Origin of the sequence: Mesorhizobium australafricanum (assembly GCF_033977265.1) — a bacterium.
Taxonomy (GTDB): domain Bacteria; phylum Pseudomonadota; class Alphaproteobacteria; order Rhizobiales; family Rhizobiaceae; genus Mesorhizobium; species Mesorhizobium australafricanum.
The window spans coordinates 82,977-109,298 of record NZ_JAVIIT010000018.1 but is presented as its reverse complement, the minus strand read 5'-3'; the positions used below and the strand labels follow the sequence as shown (position 1 = coordinate 109,298).

The 26,322-nt window shown below is 64.1% G+C and carries 27 protein-coding genes; 10 read left to right on the top strand and 17 right to left on the bottom strand.

The window, feature by feature from the left end:
• Positions 1–205: 205 nt before the first annotated feature.
• Positions 206–880 carry an ArsR/SmtB family transcription factor gene (locus RFM98_RS26610; RefSeq protein ID WP_320311580.1) on the bottom strand — a complete coding sequence of 225 codons (675 nt, stop codon included), beginning with the start codon at positions 878–880 and terminating at the stop codon, positions 206–208.
• A 169-nt stretch (positions 881–1,049) separates the two neighbouring features.
• Between RFM98_RS26610 and RFM98_RS26605 the strand changes: the two genes are divergently transcribed.
• Together RFM98_RS26605 and RFM98_RS26600 are read left to right on the top strand one after the other, a co-directional pair.
• Complete coding sequence (locus RFM98_RS26605) at positions 1,050–1,418, top strand: NIPSNAP family protein (RefSeq protein WP_320311579.1); 369 nt, start codon at positions 1,050–1,052, stop codon at positions 1,416–1,418.
• Positions 1,415–1,759, top strand: a complete 345-nt coding sequence (locus tag RFM98_RS26600; protein ID WP_320311578.1) for an antibiotic biosynthesis monooxygenase family protein — start codon at positions 1,415–1,417, stop codon at positions 1,757–1,759. Before RFM98_RS26605 ends, RFM98_RS26600 begins: the two co-directional genes overlap by 4 nt.
• A 46-nt stretch (positions 1,760–1,805) precedes the next feature.
• Here the strand turns inward: RFM98_RS26600 and mbfA are convergent, their stop codons facing one another.
• On the bottom strand, positions 1,806–2,789 hold the full coding sequence (gene mbfA / locus RFM98_RS26595; RefSeq protein ID WP_320311577.1) for an iron exporter MbfA: 984 nt from the start codon (positions 2,787–2,789) through the stop codon (positions 1,806–1,808).
• 175 nt (positions 2,790–2,964) lie between these two features.
• On the opposite strand from mbfA, the gene RFM98_RS26590 reads away from it, so the two are divergent.
• Together RFM98_RS26590 and RFM98_RS26585 are read left to right on the top strand one after the other, a co-directional pair.
• Positions 2,965–3,288 carry a hypothetical protein gene (locus tag RFM98_RS26590; protein ID WP_320311576.1) on the top strand — a complete coding sequence of 108 codons (324 nt, stop codon included), beginning with the start codon at positions 2,965–2,967 and terminating at the stop codon, positions 3,286–3,288.
• A gap of 305 nt (positions 3,289–3,593) precedes the next feature.
• The gene (locus RFM98_RS26585; protein ID WP_320311575.1) at positions 3,594–4,571 is read left to right on the top strand and encodes a threonine/serine dehydratase family protein; all 978 of its coding nucleotides are present in this window, start codon (positions 3,594–3,596) and stop codon (positions 4,569–4,571) included.
• A gap of 289 nt (positions 4,572–4,860) precedes the next feature.
• Here the strand turns inward: RFM98_RS26585 and RFM98_RS26580 are convergent, their stop codons facing one another.
• The 4 genes from RFM98_RS26580 to RFM98_RS26565 are packed head-to-tail and all read right to left on the bottom strand — an operon-like array spanning position 4,861 to position 8,577.
• Entirely contained in the window at positions 4,861–5,997 is a 1,137-nt protein-coding gene (locus tag RFM98_RS26580) for an ABC transporter permease (protein ID WP_320311584.1), read from the bottom strand.
• An 8-nt stretch (positions 5,998–6,005) separates the two neighbouring features.
• A complete protein-coding gene (locus RFM98_RS26575; protein ID WP_320311574.1) occupies positions 6,006–6,926 on the bottom strand; it encodes an ABC transporter ATP-binding protein in 921 nt (306 codons plus the stop codon).
• Positions 6,923–7,876, bottom strand: coding sequence for an HlyD family secretion protein (locus tag RFM98_RS26570; protein WP_320311573.1), 954 nt, complete (start codon positions 7,874–7,876; stop codon positions 6,923–6,925). The genes RFM98_RS26575 and RFM98_RS26570 overlap by 4 nt, the downstream gene beginning before the upstream one ends.
• The gene (locus RFM98_RS26565; protein ID WP_320311572.1) at positions 7,873–8,577 is read right to left on the bottom strand and encodes a CerR family C-terminal domain-containing protein; all 705 of its coding nucleotides are present in this window, start codon (positions 8,575–8,577) and stop codon (positions 7,873–7,875) included. The genes RFM98_RS26570 and RFM98_RS26565 overlap by 4 nt, the downstream gene beginning before the upstream one ends.
• Positions 8,578–8,668: 91 nt before the next feature.
• On the opposite strand from RFM98_RS26565, the gene RFM98_RS26560 reads away from it, so the two are divergent.
• Genes RFM98_RS26560 through RFM98_RS26550 form a run of 3 tightly spaced genes read left to right on the top strand, consistent with a single transcriptional unit; the run spans position 8,669 to position 10,940 of the window.
• Positions 8,669–9,142 (top strand): CYTH domain-containing protein, encoded by a 474-nt coding sequence (locus RFM98_RS26560; RefSeq protein WP_320311571.1) that lies wholly within the window; start codon positions 8,669–8,671, stop codon positions 9,140–9,142.
• On the top strand, positions 9,139–10,071 hold the full coding sequence (locus RFM98_RS26555; protein WP_320311570.1) for a CHAD domain-containing protein: 933 nt from the start codon (positions 9,139–9,141) through the stop codon (positions 10,069–10,071). The genes RFM98_RS26560 and RFM98_RS26555 overlap by 4 nt, the downstream gene beginning before the upstream one ends.
• A gap of 41 nt (positions 10,072–10,112) precedes the next feature.
• On the top strand, positions 10,113–10,940 hold the full coding sequence (locus RFM98_RS26550; RefSeq protein ID WP_320311569.1) for a C40 family peptidase: 828 nt from the start codon (positions 10,113–10,115) through the stop codon (positions 10,938–10,940).
• Between the two features lie 88 nt (positions 10,941–11,028).
• Here the strand turns inward: RFM98_RS26550 and RFM98_RS26545 are convergent, their stop codons facing one another.
• A complete protein-coding gene (locus RFM98_RS26545; protein ID WP_320311568.1) occupies positions 11,029–12,405 on the bottom strand; it encodes an adenylate/guanylate cyclase domain-containing protein in 1,377 nt (458 codons plus the stop codon).
• Between the two features lie 161 nt (positions 12,406–12,566).
• The gene (locus tag RFM98_RS26540) at positions 12,567–13,367 is read right to left on the bottom strand and encodes a helix-turn-helix domain-containing protein (protein ID WP_320311567.1); all 801 of its coding nucleotides are present in this window, start codon (positions 13,365–13,367) and stop codon (positions 12,567–12,569) included.
• A 113-nt stretch (positions 13,368–13,480) separates the two neighbouring features.
• Between RFM98_RS26540 and RFM98_RS26535 the strand changes: the two genes are divergently transcribed.
• Positions 13,481–14,338, top strand: a complete 858-nt coding sequence (locus tag RFM98_RS26535; protein ID WP_320311566.1) for an SMP-30/gluconolactonase/LRE family protein — start codon at positions 13,481–13,483, stop codon at positions 14,336–14,338.
• A 175-nt stretch (positions 14,339–14,513) separates the two neighbouring features.
• Here RFM98_RS26535 and RFM98_RS26530 read toward each other — a convergent pair whose 3' ends face one another.
• From RFM98_RS26530 to RFM98_RS26520, 3 genes are all read right to left on the bottom strand, one after another.
• Complete coding sequence (locus tag RFM98_RS26530) at positions 14,514–14,783, bottom strand: helix-turn-helix domain-containing protein (protein ID WP_320311565.1); 270 nt, start codon at positions 14,781–14,783, stop codon at positions 14,514–14,516.
• A gap of 78 nt (positions 14,784–14,861) precedes the next feature.
• A complete protein-coding gene (locus RFM98_RS26525) occupies positions 14,862–15,569 on the bottom strand; it encodes a phosphatase PAP2 family protein (RefSeq protein WP_320311564.1) in 708 nt (235 codons plus the stop codon).
• 71 nt (positions 15,570–15,640) lie between these two features.
• Positions 15,641–15,979, bottom strand: a complete 339-nt coding sequence (locus RFM98_RS26520; protein ID WP_320311563.1) for a hypothetical protein — start codon at positions 15,977–15,979, stop codon at positions 15,641–15,643.
• A 284-nt stretch (positions 15,980–16,263) separates the two neighbouring features.
• Between RFM98_RS26520 and RFM98_RS26515 the strand changes: the two genes are divergently transcribed.
• Entirely contained in the window at positions 16,264–18,261 is a 1,998-nt protein-coding gene (locus RFM98_RS26515) for a PhoX family protein (protein ID WP_320311562.1), read from the top strand.
• A 512-nt stretch (positions 18,262–18,773) separates the two neighbouring features.
• Entirely contained in the window at positions 18,774–19,811 is a 1,038-nt protein-coding gene (locus tag RFM98_RS26510; RefSeq protein ID WP_320311561.1) for a phosphatidylglycerol lysyltransferase domain-containing protein, read from the top strand.
• A gap of 128 nt (positions 19,812–19,939) precedes the next feature.
• Here the strand turns inward: RFM98_RS26510 and RFM98_RS26505 are convergent, their stop codons facing one another.
• From RFM98_RS26505 to RFM98_RS26480, 6 genes are all read right to left on the bottom strand, one after another.
• On the bottom strand, positions 19,940–20,701 hold the full coding sequence (locus RFM98_RS26505; protein WP_320311560.1) for an ABC transporter permease: 762 nt from the start codon (positions 20,699–20,701) through the stop codon (positions 19,940–19,942).
• A gap of 14 nt (positions 20,702–20,715) precedes the next feature.
• Positions 20,716–21,642, bottom strand: coding sequence for an ABC transporter ATP-binding protein (locus RFM98_RS26500; protein WP_320311559.1), 927 nt, complete (start codon positions 21,640–21,642; stop codon positions 20,716–20,718).
• A gap of 291 nt (positions 21,643–21,933) precedes the next feature.
• A complete protein-coding gene (locus tag RFM98_RS26495; protein ID WP_320311558.1) occupies positions 21,934–23,637 on the bottom strand; it encodes a phospholipase D-like domain-containing protein in 1,704 nt (567 codons plus the stop codon).
• A gap of 585 nt (positions 23,638–24,222) precedes the next feature.
• The gene (msrA, locus tag RFM98_RS26490; RefSeq protein WP_320311557.1) at positions 24,223–24,960 is read right to left on the bottom strand and encodes a peptide-methionine (S)-S-oxide reductase MsrA; all 738 of its coding nucleotides are present in this window, start codon (positions 24,958–24,960) and stop codon (positions 24,223–24,225) included.
• A gap of 233 nt (positions 24,961–25,193) precedes the next feature.
• Positions 25,194–25,499: a hypothetical protein gene (locus tag RFM98_RS26485; RefSeq protein ID WP_320311556.1), complete on the bottom strand. Its 306-nt coding sequence runs from the start codon at positions 25,497–25,499 to the stop codon at positions 25,194–25,196.
• Between the two features lie 88 nt (positions 25,500–25,587).
• Complete coding sequence (locus RFM98_RS26480) at positions 25,588–26,286, bottom strand: DUF1223 domain-containing protein (protein WP_320311555.1); 699 nt, start codon at positions 26,284–26,286, stop codon at positions 25,588–25,590.
• Positions 26,287–26,322: the final 36 nt, after the last annotated feature.

Here is a 26,322-nt window from a genome sequence, read left to right as displayed (position 1 = left end):
GGCAGCGCGCCGAAATAGCTCTCTAGGCTCGAAATGGCAGTCTCTCCTCAGTTCGACTGCCTGCCCAAAGAATCTCTTCCTAGCCCAACTTCAAGTCCCAAAAAGCCATATGCGATTCCCCTGCCCTTGCGGGGGAGATGCCCGGCAGGGCAGAGGGGGGTGCCTCGCGCCGGCATTGCAACGGTGTCGTTGCGCCGCGCAGCCCTTAAGCCAGAAACACCCTCTCGAACGCCTGCCTGCCTTTCGGCGAGAACACCACGGCGCGGCTGTCCTTTTCGCGCCGCGCCCATTTCTCGGCGATGATCTTGTCGAGGATGGCCGCGCCCAGCGTGCCGGCGAGATGCGAGCGCCGCACGCTCCAGTCGAGGCAGGCGCGGCACACCGGCCGCCTGGCCTTGGCATGGATCTCGATGCCGAGCGTGGAAAAATGCGAAGCGCCGGATGACGAGAGCCTGATCTCGCTGTCCTCTCGCAGCAAAAGTTTCTTGTCGAAGAGCCGGTCGAGCATGGCCACCGCCTGTTCGCCGGCGAGGTGATCGTAGCAGACCCGCGCCACTCGCATGGCCGCATCGCGCGGGCCGGGCCGTACCCGCTTGGGACCGACCGCCTCGGCGACACCGATGATCGCCTCGATCATGCCGGCCACCTGCGCGCTGGCGAGGCCGTAATAGCGATGGCGGCCTTGGCTCGCCAAAGTCAGCAACCCGCCATCCATCAGCTTCGACAGATGCGAGGACGCGGTGGGCAGCGACACGCCGGCTTCGAGCGCCAGTTCGGACGCGGTCAGCGCCGTGCCGCCCATCAGCGCATTCAGCATATTGGCACGCGCCGGATCGCCGACCAGGCTGGCGATGCGGGCGATGTCCGGTCCTTCACGCATGGTTCGATCTCCATCGAAGCATTCCCGTCAAGGAAGCACTATTCTGAGGCGAGCTCAAGCAGCCCAGGCAAACCCTCCTGACAGGAGAATGCCTAACACACCGGCATAAGCGATGCTTCGACCGCGGTCGAAGCATCGCCGTCCAAAGCCAACCGACGAGGAGACCGACATGACCATCACCTGCTTCATCCGCTACGAGATCGACCCGTTCGGCAAGGCGGCCTTCGAACAATATGCGCGGGCCTGGGGCCAGGCCATTCCGCGCTGCGGCGCCGACCTGATCGGCTATTACGCGCCGCATGAAGGCTCGGCCACCACGGCCTATGCCGCCTACAACATCGAGAGCCTCGCGGCCTATGAAGCCTATCGCGCGCGGCTTGCCGCCGACCCGGCGGGCAAGGCAAATTATGAGTTCGCGCGGCGCGAGAAATTCATCCTCAAGGAAGACCGCGTCTTCCTGAAGCTGGTGTCGGGGCCGCACGGCCCAAGGCAGGTTTTCAAGACCGACGTGACGGTGAGCGAAGGGATAGAAGCATGATCGCAGTCATCTTCGAGGTGGAGCCGGCGGAAGGAAAGCGCGATGCCTATCTCGGCATCGCTGCCGAGCTTCGGCCGCTGCTCGACGGCATAGACGGCTTCATCTCGATCGAGCGCTTCCAGAGCCTTGCCGATCCCAAGCGGATGCTGTCGCTGTCCTTCTGGCGCGACGAGGAAGCGGTGAAGGCCTGGCGCAACACCGAGGAGCACCGGCAGGCGCAGAAGGCGGGACGCGGCGGCATCTTTGCCGGCTACCGTCTGCGCATCGCCCATGTCGTGCGCGACTACGGGCTCACGGAAAGGGCGGAGGCGCCTCAGGATAGCCGCGCGGTGAATGGGTAAAGCGCGGCTCTCCCTTCTCCCACAAGGGGAGAAGGGAAAGATGACCCTACGCATTCCCGATCAGCACGCCGGCCCCAAACACCAGCGCGCCGCCGAGCACCACCTGGAAGGCCGCGCGCCAGAACGGCGTCTGCATGTAGCGGTTCTGGACGAAAGCGATCGCCCAGAGCTCGAAGAAGACCACCACGGCCGCGACCGCCGTGGCCGTCCAGAAATGAGGGATGAGATAGGGCATCGCGTGGCCGAGCCCGCCCAATGTCGTCATCAGCCCGACCGTCAGCCCGCGCTTGATCGGCGAGCCGCGGCCCGACAGCTTGCCGTCGTCGGAGGCGACCTCGGTAAAGCCCATCGATATGCCGGCGCCAATCGAGGCGGCGAGGCCAACCAGCAGCGTCTGCCAGGTGTCATGCGTGGCAAACGCCGCGGCGAAGATCGGCGCCAGCGTCGACACCGATCCGTCCATCAGCCCGGCCAGCCCCGGCTGCACATAGGTGAGGATGAACTGGCGCTGCTCGGCGCTCGCTTCCTCGATCTTGATCTCGCCCGGTACATGCTCCTGTTCCAGTTGATGCGCAGAGCTTTCATGGCCCTGTTCGGCCAGGGCGAGGTCGTCGAGCAGCTTGCGCGTCGAGGCGTCGGTGGTGCGCTTGGCCGCCTCGACATAGAAGCGATAGGCCTGCTGCTCCATCGCTTCGGCCTGCCGCCTGACATGCTCGATGCCGAGCGGCTTCACCAGCCAGTCGGGCTTGCGCTCGTAATAACCCCTCACATGCTCGCGGCGGATCAGCGGAATGCGCTCGCCGAAGCGCTTGCGGTAGAGCTCAATGAGCGAATCGCGATGGCCATCCTCCTCCTCGGCCATCGCCTCGAACACCTTGGCCGATTGCGGAAAGTCTTCCGCCAGCCCGTCCGCATAAGCGCGGTAGATGCGACCGTCATCCTCCTCGGAGGAGATCGCTAGCGCCAGGATCTCCTGCTCCGACAGGGAATCGAACGAACGGCGGCCGAAGCCGAAAACACGGGAAAGCATGATGGGATCACTCTAGTTTAGAATTGTTCTAAACTAAGATTTCGACTGCCGGACGTCAATTGCGAACGGCGCCGGCCGCGTCCGCAAATGGGTGATCCAGCGGAACCCGCCTCTTCATTATTGCCGAATGTTTGCTTATATCACTGGCGACAGCCGAAATTGAAGGAAGCCCGGTATGACGGACAAGAAGCCGCCGCACGCATTCGACCCGAAACCCATTCTCGATCTCATCGCCAGCATCGAGGCCGACCTGCAGCGCCTGAAGGGCCTTGTCGAAGAACAGCTCGAAAAGTTCGACCCGGCCAACCCGCACAACAAGACGCCGGACGGCAAGCTGACCGAGGAAGGTGCGGAGTGCTGCTACCGCATGTTCGACGAAGGCAAATCGCGCTACACGGTTTCCCAGCAGATGAAGATATCCTTCGCCGCCGCCACCCACCGCTTCAACAATTGGCGCAAGCTCGGCGGCAGCAAACGGACGAAAACGCTGCTGGGGTGAGTCCTCAAAGCGTCGGCGCGAAGCACCCCCCTCTGTCCTGCCGGACATCTCCCCCTCAAGGGGGGAGATTAGCCGCTTGACCCTATCGCAAATCCTGCAACGCTGAAGATTGGCGAAAGCCTGTGCGACATCCGATCTCCCCCCTTGAGGGGGAGATGCCCGGCAGGGCAGAGGGGGGTGGACGGCCGAGACATCGAAAATTGCGGACGCTATAACCCCAACATTGTCTCCATCACATTTTTTCGTTGGCGCGCCGGGATAATTTCCGTGCACGATAGCGGCCCCGATCTTCCGCGAGGCCCGCCATGCTCATCCCACCCGGCATCTCCGACATCCGCGCCGCCGCCGAGCGGCTTTCGGGGCTGGTCGTCGAAACGCCGCTGATCGAATCGCCCGAGCTCAACAAGCGCTATGGCGGCCGCATCCTGTTCAAGCCGGAGACTTTGCAGCGCACCGGATCCTTCAAGATCCGCGGCGCCTACAACAAGCTGTCGTGCTTAAGCGAAGAAGAGCGCAGCCATGGCGTCGTTGCTTTTTCATCCGGCAACCATGCGCAAGGCGTGGCGGCCTCGGCCGCGATCTTCGGCGTCAAGGCGGTCATCGCCATGCCGGCCGACGCGCCGGCGCTTAAGATAGGCAATGTCCGCAGGATGGGCGCCGAGGTCGTGCCGTTCGACCGCTTCAAGGACGACCGCATGACGGTCGTGCGCCCCTATATCGAACAGGGCATGGCGCTGGTGCCGCCCTTCGACGATCCGGCCATCATTGCCGGCCAGGGCACGATAGGCCTGGAGCTGATGCGGCAGGCGAAAGCGCTCGGCGTGGCGCTCGACGCCGTCGTCATCCCGTGCGGCGGCGGCGGCCTGTCGAGCGGCATCTCCGTTGCCGTCAAGGACGCCTCGCCGCAAACCGCGGTTTGGGCCGTCGAGCCGGAACATTTCGACGACACGCGCCGCTCGTTGGCCAAGGGCGAAAGGGTCGCCAACGAACCCGGCCACAGCTCGATCTGCGATGCGATCCTCACCGCCGAGCCGGGCTTGATCACTTTCGAGATCAACCGCAAGAATCTCGCCGGCGCAATCGCGGTCTCCGACAAGGCGGTCGCCCAGGCGATGCGCGACGCCATGGCCCATCTCAAGCTGGTGGTCGAGCCGGGCGGCTGCGTCGCGCTTGCCGCGCTCGCCTCCGGCGAGATCGACCTCGCCGGCAAATGCGTCGCCGTGGTGCTGTCCGGCGGCAATGTCGATTTCAGCACTTATGCGGAAATCATGGCGGCGGCGTAGGAGCGCTGCGGCGACCTCCGCGCAGGAAGCGCCGCGATCCTTCACACCCCCCTCTGTCCTGCCCATCCTCCGCGGCGGCTACGCCGCAGCTTCGGAGGGTAAACCGGACATCTCCCCCGCAAGGGGGGAGATCAGCCGTCATCCGCGCTTTCGGCAATTTTCCGCGTCTGAAAGAGATGTCCGGCGACGAAGCTGCCAATCTCCCCCCTTGCGGGGGAGATGGCCGGCAGGCCAGAGGGGGGTGCTGTCCCTCCGGCCTTCGGCTTTTGTGCGCGCGAACCCTTCCGAATCAATCCAGCGTCCGCCGGAACCGCACCAGCGCCACGCCGGCAAACAGCGCCACGAATGCCACCAGCCAGCCGATCTCCGTCGCCACCGCCGACAGTTCCGCGCTCTTCAGCATGACGGCGCGGGTGATGCGCAGGAAATGCGTCAGCGGAAAGATCTCTCCAAGGGTCTGCGCCCAGCCCGGCATGCCGCGATAGGGGAACATGAAGCCCGACAGCATGATCGAGGGCAGGAAGAAGAAGAAGGTGAGCTGCAGCGCCTGCATCTGCGTGCGCGCGATCGTCGAGATCGTATAGCCGAGCAGCACCAGCGCCAGCACGAACACCAGCACCGCCGATAGGAGCAGCGACAGCGACCCCATGAAGGGGATGGCAAACAGAAGCTTCGCCGCCGCCAGCACCACCACCACCTGCACGGCGCCCACCACCAGGTAAGGCAGCACCTTGCCAAGCATGATCTCCAGCGGGCTCGACGGCATCGCCAGAAGGTTCTCCATCGTGCCGCGCTCGGTCTCGCGCGTCAGTGCGATCGAGGTCATCATCACCATCGTCATTTGCAGGATGACGCCGAGCAGGCCGGGAACGATGTTGTATTGCGAGATGCCTTCGGGATTGTAGCGCCGGTGTACGACGACATCGAGCTGCCCGCGTGCCGCTTCCTTGGCGGTCTCCTCAGTGCCCTGGGCCCTGAGCAGCGCCTGGCTGGCCACGGTGCTGAGCGTCGAGATCGCTCCGCTGGCCACCGCCGGATCGGTGGCGTCGGCCTCGATCAGGATCTGCGGATTGTCGCCGCGCTCCACCCGCCGGGCAAAATCGGCGGGGATGGTGACGACGAAGGCGACGTCGCCGCGCGCCATCAGGAACTCGGCTTCCTCGGCACTTTGCGCCACATGGTCGAAGCGGTAGTAGCCGGTGGTCTGCAGCGCCGAGACCATGGCCCGCGTGTAGGGATCGCTGCTGGTCGCCACAAGTGCGGCCGGCAGGCTCTTCGGGTCGTTGTTGATCGCATAGCCGAACAGCACCAGCTGGATCAGCGGAACGCCGAGCATCATGGCGAAGGTGATGCGGTCGCGCCGCATCTGGATGAACTCCTTGATCAAGAGCGCGCCGAGCCTGGCGAAGGAGAAGACCGCTCTCAAGCCATTTTTCATGCCATGTTGTCCTTCGAGCCAGCCATGAACTGGATGAACACGTCTTCCAGACTGGTCTCGCCCGGCGTCACCGTCACGCCCTTGTGTTCCTTCTCGACCTCCGCAAGCGCCTTTTCGAGCGCCGCCTTGTCGGAACCGACGACATGCAGCGTCGCGCCGAACGGCGCCACCTGGTCGACGCCGGGTCGACCCTGCAACGCCTCGGCCACCTGGTCGAGCCGTGGCCCCTGCACAACGAAGGTCGTCAGCCCGGCATTCTTCACCACCTCATCCACCGTGCCGGTGGCCAGCATCTTGCCGTAGGAGATGTAGCTGATGCGGTGGCAGCGCTCGGCTTCGTCCATGTAGTGGGTGGAGACCAGCACCGTCAGCCCGCCGGCGGCCAGCCTATGGATCTCATCCCAGAACTCGCGCCGCGCCTTTGGGTCAACGCCCGCCGTCGGCTCATCGAGCAAAAGCAGCTTCGGCTGGTGCATGATGCAGGCGGCGAGCGCCAACCGCTGCTTCCAGCCGCCGGAAAGCGTTCCGGCCAGCTGGTTACGGCGCGTGGTCAGGCCGAGATCCTGCAGCGTTTGCGACACGTAGTGCTCGACCGGCCTCAGCTGGTAGAGTCGCGCCACGAATTCCAGATTCTCGCCGATCGTCAGATCCTCGTAGAACGAGAATTTCTGCGTCATGTAGCCGACTTCGCGTTTGATCCTGAGCGCGTCGCGGCGGATGTCGAAGCCCAGCACCGTGCCGTCGCCTTCGTCCGGGGTCAAAAGCCCGCACATGATGCGGATGGTCGTCGTCTTGCCCGAGCCGTTCGGCCCGAGGAAGCCGACAATCTCGCCCTCGGCGACCGTCATCGTCACATGGTCGACGACGGTCTTGTCGCCGAAGCGCTTGACCAGGCCGCGAACGTCGATGGCGTTCATTGCCCGAGATCCGCGAGATCGACATCGACGATCTGGCCGGGCTGCAGCGGCCCGGCATTGCCCTCCGGCCGCGCCTCGACGAGAAAGACCAGCTTCTGCCGGTTCTCGAGCGAGTAGATCACCGGCGGCGTGAATTCGGGATCGGGCGAGACGTAGCTGACGCGCGCCTTCAGTCCTGTCCCGCAACCGTCGCAGTGGACGTTGAGCTCACTGCCAACCTTGACCGCCGAGAACGCGCTTTCAGGCACATAGACGCTGAGCTTCACGGCGCCGTCCGGCAGCATCGAGATCACCGGCGCGGTCGGCCCGGCGGTGTCGCCGGGATTGCGGATGACGTCGTTGACGCGGCCGGGCGAGGGCGCGGTCAGCACCCGCTTCGACAGCCGCCATTCTGCCTGCTCCAGGCTCGACCGCGCCTGCTTGACCTGGTTGTCGGCGGCCTTGATGGTCTCGGACCGCGCCGGCAGATTGCCGACGGCGAGGTTGGCCTCCGCCTGGCCGACCTGGGCGGTGGCGGTCTCCAGCGAGGCCGAGGCGGTGTCGTAATCGGCCTGGGTGCCGGTGCCGCGTTTATAGAGGTCGCTCGAGCGGTCATATTTGCGCTTGGCATCGGCGGCCTGGGCTTTTGCCATGTCGACCTCGGCCTTGAGCGCCGCGATTTCTTCGGGGCGCTTGCCGACTTGCAGGTCGGCAAGCTGCGCCTGCGCCTGCGCAAGGGCGGCCTGCGCCTGCGCCACCTCGATCTTGGCGTCGGCATCCTCGAGCGTCGCCACCGCCTTGCCGCTCTCGACGCGGTCGCCGCGCCTGACCGTCACCGTCGCCACCTGGGCCACCTCGATCGGCGCCATCAGCACATATTCGCCTTCGACATAGCCGACGGCTAAAGGCGCGGCCGGTGCGCAGGCGCCGAACAGCTGGGCCGCGAGCGGCAGCGAACAGAGAAAGCTCATGATTTGCCCTTCTTGCCGACGGCCGGTCTGCGTGCTGCCAGCATTGCCCTGAGATTGTCGGTTGTGACCGCCACCACCTTGGCGGCCTCGGCATTGCCAATCTCGCGCCAGCCCATCCGGCGCATCACTGCCTCGCGGCCGATGCGGAAATAGATGACCTGGCCGATCATGGTGAAAACGGTGAGCCGGGTTGCCTCGCTCTCCGCCGCCTCGCCGGTAGCCTGCTCCCAGATATGGCACAGCCGCCGGTGCGTAGGCTCGAACACGCCGGCATAGATGCGGTCGAGCGCCGCGGTCGGATGCGACAGCTCGCGAAGTACGAATTGTACGATCTCGCCGGCCTGCGGACTGGCCACGACGAAGCCCACCATCCGCTCAAGTGCCGCGAAAAGCTGGGCCCGGGCTGCTTCCGGGTCCAGGGGCGCTGCTACCTGCGCGCCGCCCAGCGCCTGGCCGGCGATCCCTTGTATGGTGTCGACGATATGGTCGGCGGCGGCGGCGCGCAGGCCTTCCTTGCCGCCGAAATGATAGGCGATGGAGCCGATATTGGCCTTGGCCTCCGCCGCGATCTCGCGCGTCGATGTGCCGTCGAAACCTTGCCGCCCGAACAGCTTGAGCGCCGCATGCACAAGCGCCGCGCGCGTTTGATCGGCGGTGGTGGCCTCGCGCTGCTGCCTTTTTACGCCTGGTTGCCTATTCATGTTCCAAGTTTAATCAATCGATTGATTAAAGTCAAATTTGACCCCCGACTCGGCTTGCCTTCTCGACCCTCACAGGCTTTAGTGCGTGGCCATGGGCAAGGAAATCGAGCGTAAGTTCCTGGTCTCCAGTCCCGCCTGGCGCGACGAGGTCGAGGCGGAGATACGCATTCGTCAGTTCTATGTCGCAGCCCAGCCCGGCCGCACGGTGCGCGTGCGCATCAGCGATGGCCGCTCAGCCAATTTGACGCTGAAGTTCGGCGACAGGGCGCGCGAGCGTGACGAATTCGAATATTCGATCCCCCTCGCCGAGGCCGAGGAATTGATGGCGTTTGCCGTCGGACGTGTCATCGAGAAGACACGCCACCATGTTAGACACCTCGGCTATCTCTATGAAGTCGACGTTTTCGGCGGAAAGCTCGCGGGGTTGGTGATCGCGGAGCTGGAGACGCCGGAGGACGTATCTGACGAAATGCTGCCCGATTGGCTCGGTCACGAGGTCACCGGCGAGTCGAGGTTCTACAACGCGTCGCTGGCCCTCGGGGGGATTCCGGAGATCGCCGCATGAGCTTCCGCATCGATCCGCGCTTGCCGCTGACCGGCGAGGTCAGGCGCATATTGACCGACGAGATCGGCAAGGCAATCGGCCATCTTGAGACGGCGCGCGAGAAGCCGGAGCAGGGGCTGCACAAATGCCGCAAGCGGCTGAAAAGCGTGCGCGCCTTGCTGCGCCTGGTTCGTTCCGGGGACGAACCGTTCTGCCAGACCGAGAACGAATGCTATAAGCAGGTGTCGGCGCTGCTCGCCGGCCCACGCGAGGCGACCGCGCTGATCGAAACCGTCGACCGTCTGGCCGACGCCTTTCCGGAGCAATCGGCCGGCGGCGGTCTCGACCCGGTGCGCGAGCGGCTGGTGCTGCGCCAGCATGAACTCCATGCCGGTCCTGGCCTCGACGCCGCCATCAATGCGGCAATAGCCGCTTGCCGGGAGGGCCTGGAGCGCATCGACCGGCTGGCTCTGCCCGATCAGCCGGAGCAGGCCGCCGACATCCTGGCCGACGGCGCCCGCGCCACGTTGCGGCGGGCCAAGAAAGCGCTGGACAAGGCGGAGTCGCGCGGCCAGGGCGACGATTTTCACGACCTGCGCAAGGCAACCAAGACGCATTCCATGCATCTGTCGTTGCTCGGCCGCCTGTGGCCGACGCCGATCAAGGCGCGCCGCAAGGCGGTCGACAAGCTCGGCGAACAGCTCGGCGAATTGCACGACGTCTTCGTCATGCGCGCGCTGCTCGCCGCCGAAGGCGAGCCGCTCGGCCCCGCCGACGAGACCAGGCTTCTGAGCAAGCTGTTGAAGCGTTCCGAAAAGAGCCTGGCCAAGGCCTGCCTAGCCGATGCCGCCGACCTGTTCGGCGACAGCCCCAAGCGCTCGGCCAAAAAACTTGCCCGCAAGGCGCGCGACGATCTCGCCGGACCCCAGGAAGAAGCAAAAGCGGCCTGATCATGGCCTAAGTGGCGGGCCTGTGCTAATCGGCGTCTGGCATGACTGCGCCGGCCGACACCCTTCTGGATCGACTTGGCCGCTGGCTCGCCGGCCGGCTGCAGGATGAATCTTCGGGCTATGAGCCCTATACGCCATCCGATGCCGAAACACTGCGCCGTACGCTACAACCCGGCGATATCCTGCTCATCGAAGGCAACCAAAAAATATCGGCGGTGATCAAGTATCTCACCCAGTCGACCTGGTCGCATGCGGCCTTCTATGTCGGTGATGCCTTGCCGCAGCCCGATGACGGTTCGGAGCGGCCACGCCTGATCGAGGTCACGCTCGGCGAAGGTTGCGTCGCCGTACCGCTCTCGCGCTACCGAACCTACAATACACGCATCTGCCGGGCGAGCGGGCTCACTCCCGAGGATCGCGACAAGGTCGTTACCTTCATGATCGGCAAGCTCGGCCTGAGATACGACCTCAAGAACATTTTCGACATGCTGCGGTTTTTCCTCCCGGCGCCGCCGGTGCCGGTGCGCTGGCGCCGCCGGATGCTGGCATTCGGCTCCGGCGATCCGACGAGGGCGATCTGCTCTACGCTGATCGCCGAAGCCTATGGCCAGGTCCGCTATCCGATCCTGCCCGAGATCGCCCGTGCGCCCGGTCGCGCCTCGGCGCAGTCGAACTATATGCGACGGGAAATCCTGCACATCCGCCACCACTCGCTGTACACGCCACGCGACTTCGACCTGTCGCCCTATTTCCGCATCGTCAAGCCGACGCTGGAGTATGGTTTCGACTACCGGGCGGTGACCTGGGAAGACAAGGCAAGCGCAGACGCCGCAGCCGCAAAGACTGGAGCAATCGCCTCAGACACGTGATGGCTTTCGGCCTGAGGTCAGGACATGCCCTATGGCGCGGCCGCCCGCTATCCGGCCGAGGTGCAGGCGTTTCGCATGGCGGCCTGTATCACGCCGAAACCGCAATAGCGCCTTGGTCTTCGGCTCTGTGCTCGACCCAGACATGGACCGGTTCGTCCCGGCCGCGGATACTCACGGGCCCATGATCGCGCGCATTCAACTGTGTCGTGGGCGATTCCGCCTTTGCGGCCTCAATCAGTCGTGACCCAAAGCAAATATTCGCCTGAAGCTCGCGGCAGAGTGACTGCAAACGGCTGGCGACATTGACGGTGTCACCCACCACCGCGAAGGACAGATTGCGCTCGCTGCCGACCGCGCCGATGACGACTGCGCCATATTGCGCACCGATCCGAACGTCCAGGGGCGGGTATCCCCTGGACACACGCTGCACATTCCATGCTTCGAGGGCGGCGACCATCGCTTCAGCGCACTGGATGGCCCGAGTCGCGTCGTCATGGCTGGTTTGCGGAACCCCGAATGTCGCCATGATGCAATCGCCGATATAGTTATCGACGGTGCCATGGTGGTCGAAAACGACCTGCTCCATGCGACGGTGGAACTGACGCAGAAGTTCGAACACTGCTTCGGCCGGATGATCCTCGGAATAGTGTGTGAAGCCTACGATGTCGGCGAACAGCACCGCGATATCCTGCCGGCGGACCGGGCCGAAGGGCTCGTCATCCGTGGCGAGCTGGTCGACCACATTGGGCGAAAAATGCCGGGCGAGATTGGCGCGGGCGCGCTCTGCCTTGACATAGTCTTCCGACAGATGTCGGGAACGATAGACGACCAGCGCCATGATCGCGCCGATAATCAACACAACCAACACGTTGGTCGCCTGCGCGAATGTATCGACGAAGTTGGGGTTGAGATAGAGGTTCAGTCGCTCCGTCATCGGCAGCGAATAGAGGTTCGTCGCCGGAATGACGGTTCCCGGATGAAAAATCACCCATCCCACCCCGATCGCCCACGTCAAGGCCGCGAGCGCGCCGAGATAGAGCGCCAATCGTGTCGAAAGGGTCAGCGCGCCAAGGCATACGAAAATCAGCAGGAATTTGAAGCTGCCCTCGCGCAGTTGCATCGCGGCCGGCGCGACCTCCAGGGAAAACGGGTTGGGCGTCACCAGCAGAACGGTCAACAGAATGATGTCCAGCGTACCGACGAGGTAACCGATCCACCATGGCGCCGTGCGACGGCGCGCAAAGAGAAACTGGTTCAGGCCGACGAGCTGGAACAGCACGAGGCCCGCCAGCACGAAGAGCAGCGAGGCATCCCAGCGACTGATCAATGAAAAGAAGCAGGAGATCACGGCGAGCGATGCCGTACGCGCCCAGAACTGCAATCCAGCACCCTGGCGTTCTGCGCGCTCCCGCAAATTTTTCAGGCGCGAATAGCGGCGAAGTTCAAGTGTTGGCGCGGTCGGCATAGGGTCACTTCGATTTGACAGGGACGTGTCACGCATTCGGCAAACCCGCCCGCTACAATCTGGCAATCAGTGCGCGAACTCTATCATGACTCTGTGCCGTCGGAGTGGTGCGCGACAAGCTCAGCCGCCAGATGCAATACTGCTCGGGACGATTGGCCGTGTCAGGCCGGCAAAGGACGACGTCCCTTTGCAGGAGCGGCGCGCCGGTCGGCCGCCCCGGCATCCCTCGGGTGCGGCCCGATCGGCATGATCGCCGGAAACGGCGTCGCCCCGAAGGCAAAGGTCCATTTGTAGCCGGTGAGCTGGTCCTCCGGCGTGGTGTGCTGGTCGTGATGGGCAAGCAGCCTGGCGCGTTCGGCGAGCTCCTCGGCCTCGCGTCGCAGCATTTCCGCCGTTTCCGGCCGCATCCGCCTGGAAAAGCTGATGAAGGTCGCGGCCTTTTCCATATGGCCGATCGCCCAGCCGATGAAGTTCTTGTTGGTCATCTCGAAATGCGGCTTCAGCGGCCCCTCGAAATCCCACTGGATCGGCGTGTCGACGAGCAACCTTGCCGACAGCCCGCGCCCCAGCGCCACCAGCCCGAGTTCCTCGAGGTCGCGCAGATAGAGGAACATCGAAGCTTCGCTCAGGCCTTGCGAGCGCATGATGCCTTCGGCCGTGAATTTCTCCGACAGCATGATGAAGACGAAGAGCAGCGCCGGCCGCGCCGCCAGCCTGCGCTCGATTTCCGGCGCGACGCGGTTGGCCGGACCAGGCCCCCGGTTCATCGCGCCGAGCAGGTTCTCCAGCTCGACATCCGCCGCGGCGCAGATCTCCATCAGCCGGTCCAGCTTGCAGTTCCGCTCATGGAAGATGCGCTTCACCGTCGGCTCGGAAATGCCCATGCGCTCGGCCAGCGTGCGATAGGTCAGGCCCTTGGCCTTGAGCGTCCGTTTCAGCGCCTCGAAGATCGGACCGTTCATGGAATGCGCCTCGTTCATGCGAATTCGTATTGAATTGCGATACTAGTCTTGTTCCGGCTTCCAGGAAAGTATCGAAAATTCTAGCTCTCCGCTGTCATCACAGGAGAGCACCCATGAAACACCTCGTCGCTTCAACCCTCTTCGCCGCCATTGCCGCTGCCGCCGTGCCTGTCGCGCAGGCCGGCGAACTCTGGCGCGCCACCGGCTTCGAGCAGCCGGAATCCGCGCTTGTCGATGCCGACCACAACCGCATCGTCGTCTCCAACATCGCCGGCAATCCCGGCGATGCGGACGGCAATGGCTATCTGTCGCTTTTGTCGATGGACGGCAAGGTCGTCACCCGCCACTGGGTGGACGGCTTGGACGCACCCAAGGGCATGGCGATTTCGGGAGGCAAGCTCTACGCCGCCGACATCACCAAGGTGCGCGTCGTCGATCTCGCCAGTGGGAAACTGGTCGCCACCATCGAGGTGCCGGGCGCCGTGTTTCTCAACGACATGACGCAGGACAGCGCGGGCAAGGTCTATGTCAGTGATATGCTGGCCGACACGATCTACCGCATCGACGGCGACAAGCCGGAACTGTTCGTCAAGGATGCGCTGCTGGCCTCGCCCAATGGTGTGTTCGCCGATGGCGGCAGGCTGATCGTCGCTTCCTGGGGCAAGGGCATCAAGCCCGACTTCAGCACGGCGGAGCCGGGCGGCCTGCTGTCGGTCGACCTCGCCACCAAGAAGGTCGCACCGCTGCCGGGCGCTGAAGAATTCGCCGACCTCGACGGTGTCATCGCTATTCGCGACACCATCTACGCCACCGCCTACATGACCGGCACGCTTTACAGCTACAAGCCTGGTGGCGCGCCGCAGGCGGTCGCCAGCTTCAAGCCGGGCAGCGCCGACATCGGCACCGACGGCAAGCGGATCTTTGTGCCGCTGATGGGCGAAGGCGAGATCGTGGCGCTGTCACTGGATTGAGCCGTGCGGCGGTGGAGAAGCCTTGAAACGCTGGCGCGACAGAAGGGCTGTCCCGCCGACGTTTTGGATTTATGCACTGCAGTGGCATTCTGAAGCCGCCTCGGCCCGACGCGAGCCGCTCATTGCGTCCGTCCGATCCCTGCCAGCCTGTCTGGATTGCGGGCGGCTTGGCGGCTCAGCCTTGCGGGTTCTGCGCCGCGGTGATCTTGAGCCGCACGCCCCTGCCGCCGCGCTCGCTGGCCTGGTTCTCGCCGATCAGCTCCACGCCGACCTCGTCGAGCGCCTGGATGACCTTCATCAGCGTGTCGACCACGCCCCTGACGACCCCGGCGCTTGCTTCCATGCGCTGGATCGTCGGCAGCGAGACTCCGGCTCGCTCGGCGAGCGTCCTCTGGTCGATGCCGGTCAACGCCCGCGCGGCGCGCATCTGTGCGGCAGTGATCATCGGCCGGAATCCATCTCTGACTCTATAAAAGATGCATATTGTAAATATTACAATGTCTCAAGCATCATTTTGCATGCATTAAACATCGTCACCGTCGGCCACCATATTGCGTCGCTGCAGCAGGCGTGCCGCAAGCCAGCACAGCATGGCCCAGGCAAAGCCCGCGCACCAGCCGGCAAGCACGTCGGACGGCCAATGCACGCCGAGATAGACGCGGCTGGTGCCGACCAGCACGGTGATCAGCACGGCAAGGCAAAGCACGAAGATTTTCGTCCTGCGGTCCGGAAGGAAGCGCGCGGCGAGCGAGCCGAGCGTCAGATAAGTCACCGCCGACAGCATGGCGTGCCCGCTTGGAAAGGACAGCGACGTCTCGTTGACCAGATGCGAGACGAGATCGGGCCGCGGCCGGTCGACCTCGAGCTTGAGCAGGCTGGAAAGCACTTGCCCGCCGGCTATGGCAGCGAATACGAACAGCGCCGTCCCCGGCCTGCGGATCAAAAGCAGGTAGATGATCGTCGCCGTCGTGATCAGCACCAGCACGACGGTGCTGCCGAGGGCGGTGACGTCGCGAACAGCACCTTGCAGCCAGGCCGGGCCGATCGGGCTGTCCGGCTGCCCGACATGGCGGAAGGCAAGCAGGATTTCGGTATCGAAGGCGTGCGGCGTCGTCGCGCGCGCGGCCTCCATCGATTCCACGAATCCCCACATCCCGCCGGCGATCACCAGGCCGGCCAGAAGCAGGGGGAATTCGATCTTGGTGAGCAGTGCGCCGACGGATGACTTCATCAAAGGCCTTGTTCTGGTATCTAACGCAATTCCGGACGGAAAACCGCTTCACGCTTTTCCTGGAATTGCTTTTAGAGCTTCTGCATATAGGGCCCGAGCGTGATCAGCGCGACCGCGGCGATCGCCAGCGCCACGCCGGTCGCCTGTAGCGCATTGAGCCGCTCGCCGAAGAAGGCGAGCGCCACGACATTGACCGAGACCAGCTGGATCACCGCCGACAGGCTGAACGACACTGACATGCCGAACTCGCGCACCAGCCTGAGCATGATCAGATTGCCGGCGGAATAGAGGGCGAGCGTCAAAAGCATTTTGCCGAGGCTCGGCGCCAGCCCCCATTGCTTGGCCGCCGCTGCCGCCAGCAGGAACATCACCGTCGAGGCGCCAAGCTGCGCCAGTCCCCAGAAACTCACCTTGCCGTCCCCTTTTGAAGCGCCGTCGCCACGCCGGCTGCAGCCCTTGTTTCGCAAGCGGGTGAAGCCGTCAAGCTGATCGCGACGGACCGTGCGCGCTCACGAGGGGATCGAAGCAGGGTGCCGCTCGATCACGGATGGCGCATCCGAAACCAAGGCAAACTCATCAGCCGGCAAACAACTATTGCGATTTGATCACGGCGATGTCACGAAAATGTGATCGGCGCGCTTTAGAGGTCGAAAGGTGAAAATCCCAGCCACCTCAAGAAGCCAGAGGAAACCATATGACCGTGACCCCTGAGACCCGCTTCCGCACCAGCCAGCTCGAGGAAAATGACGGCCCGCCCGTCAACCCGACCGACAACCGCACCATGGGCGAGATCATCGCCGCGCGTTTCTCGCGCCGTGGTTTCCTCATGGGCTCGCTGGCCGTCTCGGCCATCGCCGCCACCGTCAGCCCGTTGGCGCTGGTCGCCGCCGACGAGGCGCGCGCCGCCGAAGGCTCCGCTTTCAAATTCGACGAGCTCGAGGCCGGCATCGACGACAAGCATCATGTCGCGCCGGGCTATGATGCCGACGTGCTGCTGCGCTGGGGCGATCCGCTGTTTGCCGATTCGCCGGAATTCGATCCGGCAAAACAGTCGGCCGAGGCCCAGGCCAGGCAGTTCGGCTACAACAACGATTATGTCGGCTATATCCCGATCGACGGCTCCGCCGAACATGGCCTCCTGGTCGTCAACCACGAATACACCAACCCGCATCTGATGTTCCCCGGCATCGTCAAGGTCGTCGAGAAGGATGGCAAGAAGGCTGCCGAGGTCGCGCCGCTCTCGAAGGAGCAGGTCGATGTGGAGATGGCCGCGCATGGCGGCACCATCGTCGAGATCCGCAAGGAGGCTGGCAAGTGGCAGGTGGTGCGCGAGGGCAAGCTCAACCGCCGCATCACCTCCAACACCGAAATGGCGCTTTCCGGCCCGGTCGCCGGCCATGACCGTGTCAAGACCAATGCCGATCCGTCCGGCGCCAAGGTCATCGGCACCGTCAACAACTGCGCCGGCGGCGTCACGCCCTGGGGCACCTATGTGATGGCCGAGGAGAACATCCACGGCTATTTCTCGGGCGAGCTGCCGGAGGGCCACGAGGAAGCCGCCAATTACAAGCGTCTCGGCATCCCGGAAGGCGCCTATGAATGGGGCGCGCATTACGACCGCTTCAACCTCGCCAAGGAGCCGAACGAGCCGAACCGTTTTGGCTGGATCGTCGAGGTCGACGTCAACGACCCGAACTCGGTGCCGCGGAAGCGCACCGCCATGGGCCGCTTCAAGCATGAGGGCGCCGAATCGATCGTCGCCAAGGACGGCCGGGTCGTCTTCTATCTCGGCGACGACGAGCGTTTCGACTATGTCTACAAATTCGTCACCGCCGGTAAGTTCAATCCCAATGACCGCGCGGCCAACATGGACCTGCTCGACGACGGCACGCTGCATGTGGCCAAGTTCGCCGAGGACGGTTCGGTCGAATGGATGCCGATCGTCTTCGGAGAGGGTCCGCTGACTGCGGAGAATGGTTTTGCTTCCCAGGCTGACGTGCTGATCGAGACACGGCGCGCCGCCGACCTGCTCGGCGCCACAAAGATGGATCGGCCGGAAGACATCGAGCCGAATGCCGGCAACGGCAAGGTCTATGTCATGCTGACCAACAACACCAAGCGCAAGGCCGACCAGGTCGACGCCGCCAACCCGCGCGCCGAAAACGCCTTCGGCCATATCATCGAGATCATCGAGGATGGCGGTGATTTCGCCGCAGCCAAGGGCAAGTGGGAAGTGCTGTTGAAATGCGGCGATCCTTCCGTTGCCGATGTCGGCGCCACCTTCTCGACCGCGACCACCGCCCATGGCTGGTTCGGCATGCCCGACAACTGCGCCGTGGATTCCGCCGGTCGCCTGTGGGTCGCCACCGACGGCCAGGGCCCGAAAGCCACCGGCCGCACCGACGGTCTGTGGGCCGTCGACACGGAAGGGGCCGCGCGGGCGACCTCAAAACTGTTCTTCCGCGTGCCGATCGGCGCCGAAATGTGCGGCCCGCTGTTCGCGCCGGATGACCAGACAGCCTTTGTCGCCGTGCAGCATCCGGGCGATGGCGGCGAGGATTGGGAAGGCTTTGGCCGTCCTTCCTATTACGAGGATCCGTCGACCCGCTGGCCGGATTTCAAGCCCGACATGCCGGTGCGTCCGTCCGTCGTCGCCATCACGAAACAGGGCGGCGGCAAGATCGCGGTCTAATGCATGTCGCCCAGAAGTGTACGCGGTTCTGGGACAACGACATGCATAAAAACAAGGACTTAAAGCGCGTCACCTGAATCCGTTTCAGCGCGACGCGCTTTAACGAAGGCGTCGGTCGAAAGAACCATCGCAAATGTTGGGGATCAGCGGAGCCTCCCCAGCGTCGTCATCCCAGCAGGAGCGAAGCTCCGTCGCGAGGCCCTGGGGCTCGTGCCCCTTGGTCGTAGGGTGCAGCGGAGCAGAATTCTGCACCGCTGCAGCGCCTTGGAGTCCCGGCATGGATCCTCGGGTCTGCGCGTCCGCTTCGCTCCCGCTCCGCCCGTGGATGACGAAGGCGCCTTCGAGCCGCGATGGGCGGCAGCGGGCGCTTTCGGACATTTGCCCTTCATTCGCCGCCAATTGCATCCTATATCGCGCTGGCGCGACGTGGGCGGCAATTCGGTCGCGTCAGCGATTCGGGCCTCCACAGCGGTCGCGCTGGGGGTCCTCCTATCCACCGGCACGCGGAGCTCATGGCGCCCCTGCGCATCTATTTCGACAGGCTTCTCGACGCCGTGGCGCCCAAGGTTCCGCGGCGCGAATTGACCGATGCTGAACGCCTGGCGCTGGTGCGCCGCCACGGCGATTTCTCGCTCGCCTATTCCACGGCCGTGCAGCAGAAACTGTCCTATTTCAGCGATGGCGACGGCTATATCGCCTTCGGCACCAAGATGAGCCGTCATTTCGCGCTCGGCGATCCGGTGGCCGATCCGGCCTACCGTCCGGCCTACATCAAGCGCTTCGTCGAGGCTGCCGGCGGCCCCTGGTTCGTCCAGATCGGTGCCGACACGGCCAAGGTCTTGGCCGGCCTCGGCTACCAGGTCAATCGCCTCGGCATCGACACCAGGCTGCAGCTGCCGGCGCATGATTTTTCCGGCAAGCGCAACGAGACCGTGCGCTATTCCGAGCGCTGGCTGATAAAGAAGGGCTTTGTCCTCGCCGAGGGCAAGGGTGACGTGCTGCAGGACGAGATCAAGCAGCTTTCCGCCGACTGGCGCCGCGAGCGCATCATCAAACGCTGGGAGATGGGTTTCCTCAACCGCCGTTTTTCCGAGGAGATCGGCGCCGACATGCGCCGCTTCCTCCTGCACAGTCCTGAAGGCCGGCTTCTCGCCATCCTCGATTTCGACCCGCTGTTCCGCGACGGCAAGGTGATCGGCTACACCACCTCCTTCAAGCGCAAGCAGGTCGACGCGACGCCGCATGCCGAAATCGGCCTGACCAAATTCGCTGTCGACCGCTTTCGCGAGGAGGGCATCTCGGAGGTGACGCTCGGCCTCTCGCCGCTGCTCGATATCGAGCCGAGCGGCTTTGCCGAGTCGGATTTCTGGCGCGGCGCCTTCCAGCGCGCCTACCAGTCGCCCTGGGTCAACCGCTCGCGCTTCAATCTGCAGGGCCAGGCAGCCTTCAAGCGCCGCTTCCACGGTGTCGAGGAGCCGACCTATATCGCGTTCCGCAAGGGGACCTTCGTGGAGATGCTCGGCCTGCTGCGGTTGATCAAGGCGATCTAGCGGAGCTACCAAGAGAAGAATCACTAGGCGCCGCGATCTTTCACACCCCCGGCAGGGCAGAGGGGGTGCTGTCCCGCCGGCATTTCGGATTTTCCTGGAACCACAGCGACGACCAACGTCGGTCCCCGTCAGTTCCTCAACCGGTACCCGGTCTTGAAGATCCACGCCACGATCGCAATGCAAACGGCCAGGAACACCAGCGTCATGCCGAGGCTGACGCCGACCGAAACATCGGCCTTGCCGTAGAAGCTCCAGCGGAACCCGCTGATCAGGTAGACGACCGGGTTGAACAGCGTGATCGTCTTCCAGATGCCGGGCAGCATGTGGATCGAATAGAAGCTGCCGCCGAGGAAGGTGAGCGGCGTGACGATCAAGAGCGGCACCAGCTGCAGCTGCTCGAAGGTTTTCGCCCAGATGCCGATGATGAAGCCGAACAGGCTGAAGGTCACCGCCGTCAGCACCAGGAAGGCGATCATCCAGAACGGATGCTCGATCCTCAGCGGCACGAACAGCGCCGCCGTGCCTAGGATGATCAGGCCGAGTATGATCGATTTTGTCGCCGCACCGCCGACATAGGCGATGATGATCTCCAGATAGGACACCGGCGCCGACAGGAGCTCGTAGATCGAGCCGACGAATTTCGGGAAATAGATGGCGAAGGAGGCGTTCGAGATCGATTGCGTCAACAGCGACAGCATCATCAGGCCGGGCACGATGAAGGCGCCGTAGCTGATGCCGTCGATTTCGGTGATGCGCGAGCCGATGGCCGAGCCGAAGACGACGAAATAAAGCGATGTCGAGATGACCGGCGAGATGATGCTCTGCAGCACCGTGCGGAAGGCACGCGCCATCTCCACCCGGTAGATCGCCCACACTGCACGAAGATTCATGGGCGCGCGGGGGTTCATGGCTCTTGCCTCAAAAGATTGACGAAGATCTCTTCGAGCGAGCTGTTCTTGGTGTCGAGATCGCGGAACTGGATTCCGGCCGCCTCGAGGTCGCGGATCAGCGAGGCGACGCCCGGCCGGTCGCTCTGGTTGTCGTAGGTGTAGGTGAGCTGGCTGCCGTCCGTGGACAGCTCCAGCGCGTAGCGCGACAGGCCGTCCGGCATGGCGGCAAGCGGCGCGCGCAGCTCCAGCTTCATCTGCTTGCGGCCAAGCTTGCGCATCAGCTCGGCCTTGCCCTCGACCAGGATGATCTCGCCCTTGTTGATGACGCCGACGCGGTCGGCCATCGCCTCGGCTTCTTCGATATAATGCGTGGTCAGGATGATGGTGACGCCGTCTTCGCGCAGCCGCCGCACCATCGCCCACATGTCCTGGCGCAGTTCCACGTCGACGCCGGCCGTCGGCTCGTCGAGGAACAGCACGCGCGGCTCATGCGACAGCGCCTTGGCGATCATCAGCCGGCGTTTCATGCCGCCAGACAGCGTGATCGCCTTCGAATCCTTCTTGTCCCACAGCGAGAGGTCGCGCAGCACCTTCTCGACGAAATCCTTGTTGGGCGCCTTGCCGAACAGGCCGCGGCTGTAGTTCACCGTCGCCCAGACAGTCTCGAAGGCATCGATGGTCAGCTCCTGCGGCACCAGCCCGATCAGGCTGCGCGCCGCTCGATAGTCCTTGCCGATGTCGTGGCCGTCGACGCTGACGCTGCCCGACGAGCGGTTGACGATGCCGCAGACGATCGAGATCAGCGTCGTCTTGCCGGCGCCGTTGGGGCCGAGCAGCGCGAAGATCTCGCCGCGCTCGATGTCGAGATTGATTTCCTTCAGCGCCTTGAAGCCGGTGGCATAGGTTTTCGTGACACCGGAGATCGAGATGATGGATGACATGCTGAAAAACGGCCGGCTGGAAATTGTGACCTGATATAGGTCGGATGCCGTTTTATGCAAACCGTTAATCGATGCCGCTCATGACAGCTCTGGACAGTGACATCCCAACTGACGGTCCTGCCCGACCAGGTATACCCGTCCGCGGCGAAGGATGGGCAGGGCAATCAGGGGCGACGCTAACTTGGCAAGCAAACGGTGCGCTTTTCGGGAGATGCCTATATCACAAACGCCGGCGCTGCCCCTCATCCGTCACTTCGTGACACCTTCTCCCCGTGAAACGGGGAGAAGGACTTAACCTTGCTCGGTCCAGAACGCGATCTCCTGCGCCTTGGTCCTGAGTTCCGTCTTCAGCCATGTGTCGTCGTCGTCCAGATAGCTCCATGGCGTCTTGCCCTGCGCCTGCATCTCGCGGATGTAGGAGCGGTAGCGGTAGTGGCTGTAGACCGACATCGCGTAGGTGGCATAGGCGGCGGCGAGCTTCCTGTGGCCGCGGATGATCACCAGGTTCTCGTCGTTCTTCTCGCTCGCCGGCGCCGAGAAATTGTGGCTGCCGGTCACCACCACGCAGTCGTTTGAATGCGGGTCGGTCACCAGGATCTTCGAGTGCACGATGGCGTGGCCGATCTGCGACAGGAAGATGCGCCGGTTGACCTCGGCGATCCATGGCCCGAGCGGCGCGTCGAGGCCCTGCGGCTGCGCCACCGTATAGCGGTCCGGCGTGAACGTCCGGTCGCTGCTCACCAGGTCGATGTCGAGGAAATTCTGTTCGGTGCCGCCCTCGTCCGCGCTCAGCGTCGAGACCACGCCGCGCACATACATGCCCTTTTCCTTGGCGCGCTGGCCGGCCAGCGTGTGCAACCCCTGCTTGCCCGGCGTGAACATCAGGAAAAGCACCGCCTGCCTGGCCGAGGTGATGACGTCGCGCAGCGCGTCCATGTCGGCCCCGTCGGAGGTGCGGGTGAACCACACGGTCGCCTTGGCCGCGCCGACCGAGAAGGTTTTCGGCGCGTCGTTGTCGGCCATCAGGGCCGGCGTGAAATTGGCGGGATCGGTGGTCGGCGGGGAGGCATCCTTCAACAGGTCCCAATGCTTGCGGTAATGCTCCGCGACCGCCGCGTCCTCGATCAGAAGGCCGTTGTTGACCTGCGTGCAGAGGCCCGTCGTGCTCCAGTTGGTGCTGCCCGTCCACACCATCTTCGGCTCGCCGCCTTCCGAAACGACGACGAACTTGTTGTGGCCGAGGCCTTTCGATTTCAGCATCCGGTCGATGGTCGCAATGCCGTGGTCGTTGAGGTTCTTGCGCGCGTCCTTGTTCCCGTCGCCGCTCTTGTCGGAGCCGTTGGCGAGGATGAGATGGAGCCGCGGCCCAAGCCCGATCAGCGCCGTCTCCAGCGTCGCGTCGCCGAGCTCGTAAAGCGCGGCATGCAATTCGTCGCCGGCGCCTTGCGTCAGCCCGACCATGCGCAGCCCGAGATCACCCTCGAGGAAAGCGCGGAACTTGGCGTCGCCATTGGTCTGCAGGCTTTTCTTGAAGGCCGCGGGCGAAAGCTTGTTCTTGGCCATGTAGCGGGCAACGAATTGCGAGAGCACCAGGCCGCGGTTGAAATAGCAGGAGAAACCGCCGCCGGCGTCGGTGGCAAGCGTCCTCCAGTCCGTCCAGTCGCTCGATGCGCCCTTGGTCAGCGGCTTGCCGGGGCCGGCGCTTATCATCGCGGTCACCCGGTAGCGCACGACATTGCCGACATCGGCGGCATGGTCGGTCCAGTTGAAGCGCTGGAACGGCCACACGTCGGACGGCCGGTGGTCACCCGATTTCGGCTTGTCCTTTGTGAAGCCGACACGGTTCTCCACCGGCTCGATCTTCTCGGTCGCGCCGACCTTGCGGCCGCGCTCCAGAAGGAAGCCCCGGCATCCCGCGATGAAGTCGCTGGGCGCCCAGGCGACGAAGGCGTCGTCGCCATTGGTGTAGACGGAAACTTTTATGTCGATGGCCATCTATCGTTCCTCCACGATGAGGCACCGGCATGTCCGGCCCATCAATGCAGCCAACAGTTCTCCGCGCCGGAAGCAGGGCTCCGGATCAGCCGAAACAGAATTTCGAAAGGGTGACGGCGATGATTATGTGGCGGCAGAAGATCGGATGTCAATGTTTTGCAGCGTCAAGTATAACTCTATGAACTGCTTCACATCGCGGTTTGTTTGCCAGCAAACAAAGTGCGAGCGGCTAGGTGGCCGCTTGTCGGCGGGCAGGATTTTCACCGTTCCTTACCGTGAAATCGGCGCAAACGCCGCGGATTGGCAGAAGCCAGCCCAACCTCGTCATTCCAGGGCGGAGCAGCCGCGAAGCGGCGTCGCGTAGACCCTGGAATCCATTCCGTGACCTTAGCCGTGGAATGCAGCGGAGCAGAATTCCGCACCGCTGCAGCGCTCGGACGTCACGGAATGGATCCTCGGGTCTGCGCTGCGTCGCTGCGCTCCTTGCTCCGCCCGTGGATGACGATCGCGATGGGCGTTTCGGCCAATCGCCAAGGCATGCCACCTGCCGACGCAAACATACCCGACGATCGAAATCCCTGTCTGTCAGCTCTTGCTGGAGGCCAGCACGAGCACCGGCTTCTCGCTGTAAAGCTGCGGGAACAGCGACTTCAAATTCTCGATCTTGGGCAGGTCGTTGTAGACGATATAGGGATAGGTCGGGTTCAGCGTCAGGAAGTCCTGATGGTAATTCTCGGCCGGGTAGAACGTCTTGCCGGTTTCGAGCGTGGTGACGATCGGCTTGCCGAACACCTTGGCCTTGTCGAGCTGGGCGATGTAGCTCTCGGCGACCTTCTTCTGCTCGTCATTCTCGGCGAAGATCGTCGAGCGGTACTGCGTGCCCGAATCCGGCCCCTGGTAGTTGAGCTGCGTCGGATTATGCGCGACCGAGAAATAGACCTGCAGCAGCTGGCCGTAGGTGACCTTCGACGGATCGTAGGTGATCTCGACGGATTCCGCATGCCCGGTGCGGCCGGAGCCGACCACCTCATAGACGGCGTTTTCGGCGCTGCCGCCGGTGTAGCCCGAAACCGCCTTGCTCACGCCCTTGACGTGCTGGAACACGCCCTGCACGCCCCAGAAGCAGCCGCCGGCGAAGATCGCCTTCTCGCTGCCGCTCGCCGCCTTTTCGTCCATCGCCGGCGGCGGAATCACCACCGCGTCCTCGGCCGAGCGGGCCGGGCTCCGCCAGAAGACGGCCGCCGCCGCGCTGAGCACCAGCGCCGCCAGCGCGCTCTTGGCAAGGAATGGCCGCCGCGCGGCTTTCTTTTCAATGCCGTTCATGTTGGGTCTCCTTGTTGTTGTTTCACTATATACGAATGAAGCCGCCAAGGGGTTCTCACTTTGCCGTGCGGCGGTGTGTAACCGCCGACGGCGCTCCCCCTCATCCGGCCGCTTCGCGGCCACCTTCTCCCCGAGGGGAGAAGAGAGCGCCGGCGCTGAAAGTCTCCTCTCCCCACCGGGGAGAGGTCGGCCGAGCGAAGCGGAGGCCGGGTGAGGGGCAGCTCGACCCACCCTTACTGAGCGGTGGTGTCCGCCGGCTTCATGGCGTCGGTTGCCGGCTTCATGGCATCCGTTGCCGGCTTCATCGCGTCGGCAGGCTTCATCGCATCCGTGGCCGGCTTCATCGCCTGGGTGCTCATCGCATCGGGCTTCATGGCATCGGCGGGCTTCATGGCGTCCGTCGCCGGTTTCATGGCGTCGGTCGCCATCGCGTCGGCCGGCTTCATGGCATTGGTCGTGTCGTCGGCGCGGGCGCCGGCAACGAAGACGGAAGCGCAAAGCGCGAAGGCGAGCGCCGGCAGCGTGAGGAACTTGGTCATGGATAGTCTCCTTGGGTTTTGGCGCGCGGAAGCGGGCCGGGGTTATGCGTTGCCGCTTTTCACGGCCCCGCGCGAAGAGAAAGAAAAGTCAGTTGACGGCCGCGGCCAGGATCGGCCCGCCGCGCGGCGCCTGCACCAGCACGGCGGTGCTGAGTCCGCCGCTGGCCGCCGGCAGCGGCAGCGTGGTCGCTTGCCCGTTCCAGCTGCCGAGTTTTGTGAGCGCGTGCACGACATTGGCATGCGGCAGCGTGCGTCCGGTGTTTTCGCCGCGCGCCACCGGCACCTCGACGACGCCCCGGTTGTAGCGCACCAGCCAGATGTCGGCGCCGCCGCCCGGTGCCTTGCCGGCGCCGATGCTGACCTTGCCCTGCCCAAGCGAAAGGTCCGGACCTTGCGTGCGGCCGCCCTTGGCGATCAGACTCTGGATCTCGCCCGACCGAGCACCGACGCCATCGGCGTGGCCATTCACCACCACCTGCGGCGTGAACGGCCCGTCATGGCCGAGCGGCGGTTCGTAGGTCACCTGGCGGTCGGTGAATTCCTTGCGGCCAAAAGTGTCCTTCCAGCCGAGATAGTCCCAGTAGGTAACGTTGAACGACAGCGCCAGCACGCCCGGCTGGTCCTTGACCTTGATCAGGTTGGCATTGGCCGGCGGGCAGGAGGAGCAGCCCTGGCTGGTGAACAGCTCGACCACGGTGAGCGGCTGCGCGGCAGCGGCGCCCATCGTCGCGGCGAGCATCGCGCCGGCAAGCAGCGCTTTGCCGATCCTTGTCTTCAATCCGGTCATGGGAAGCAGTCTCCGTTACGGCGGGTCATGCTCCCA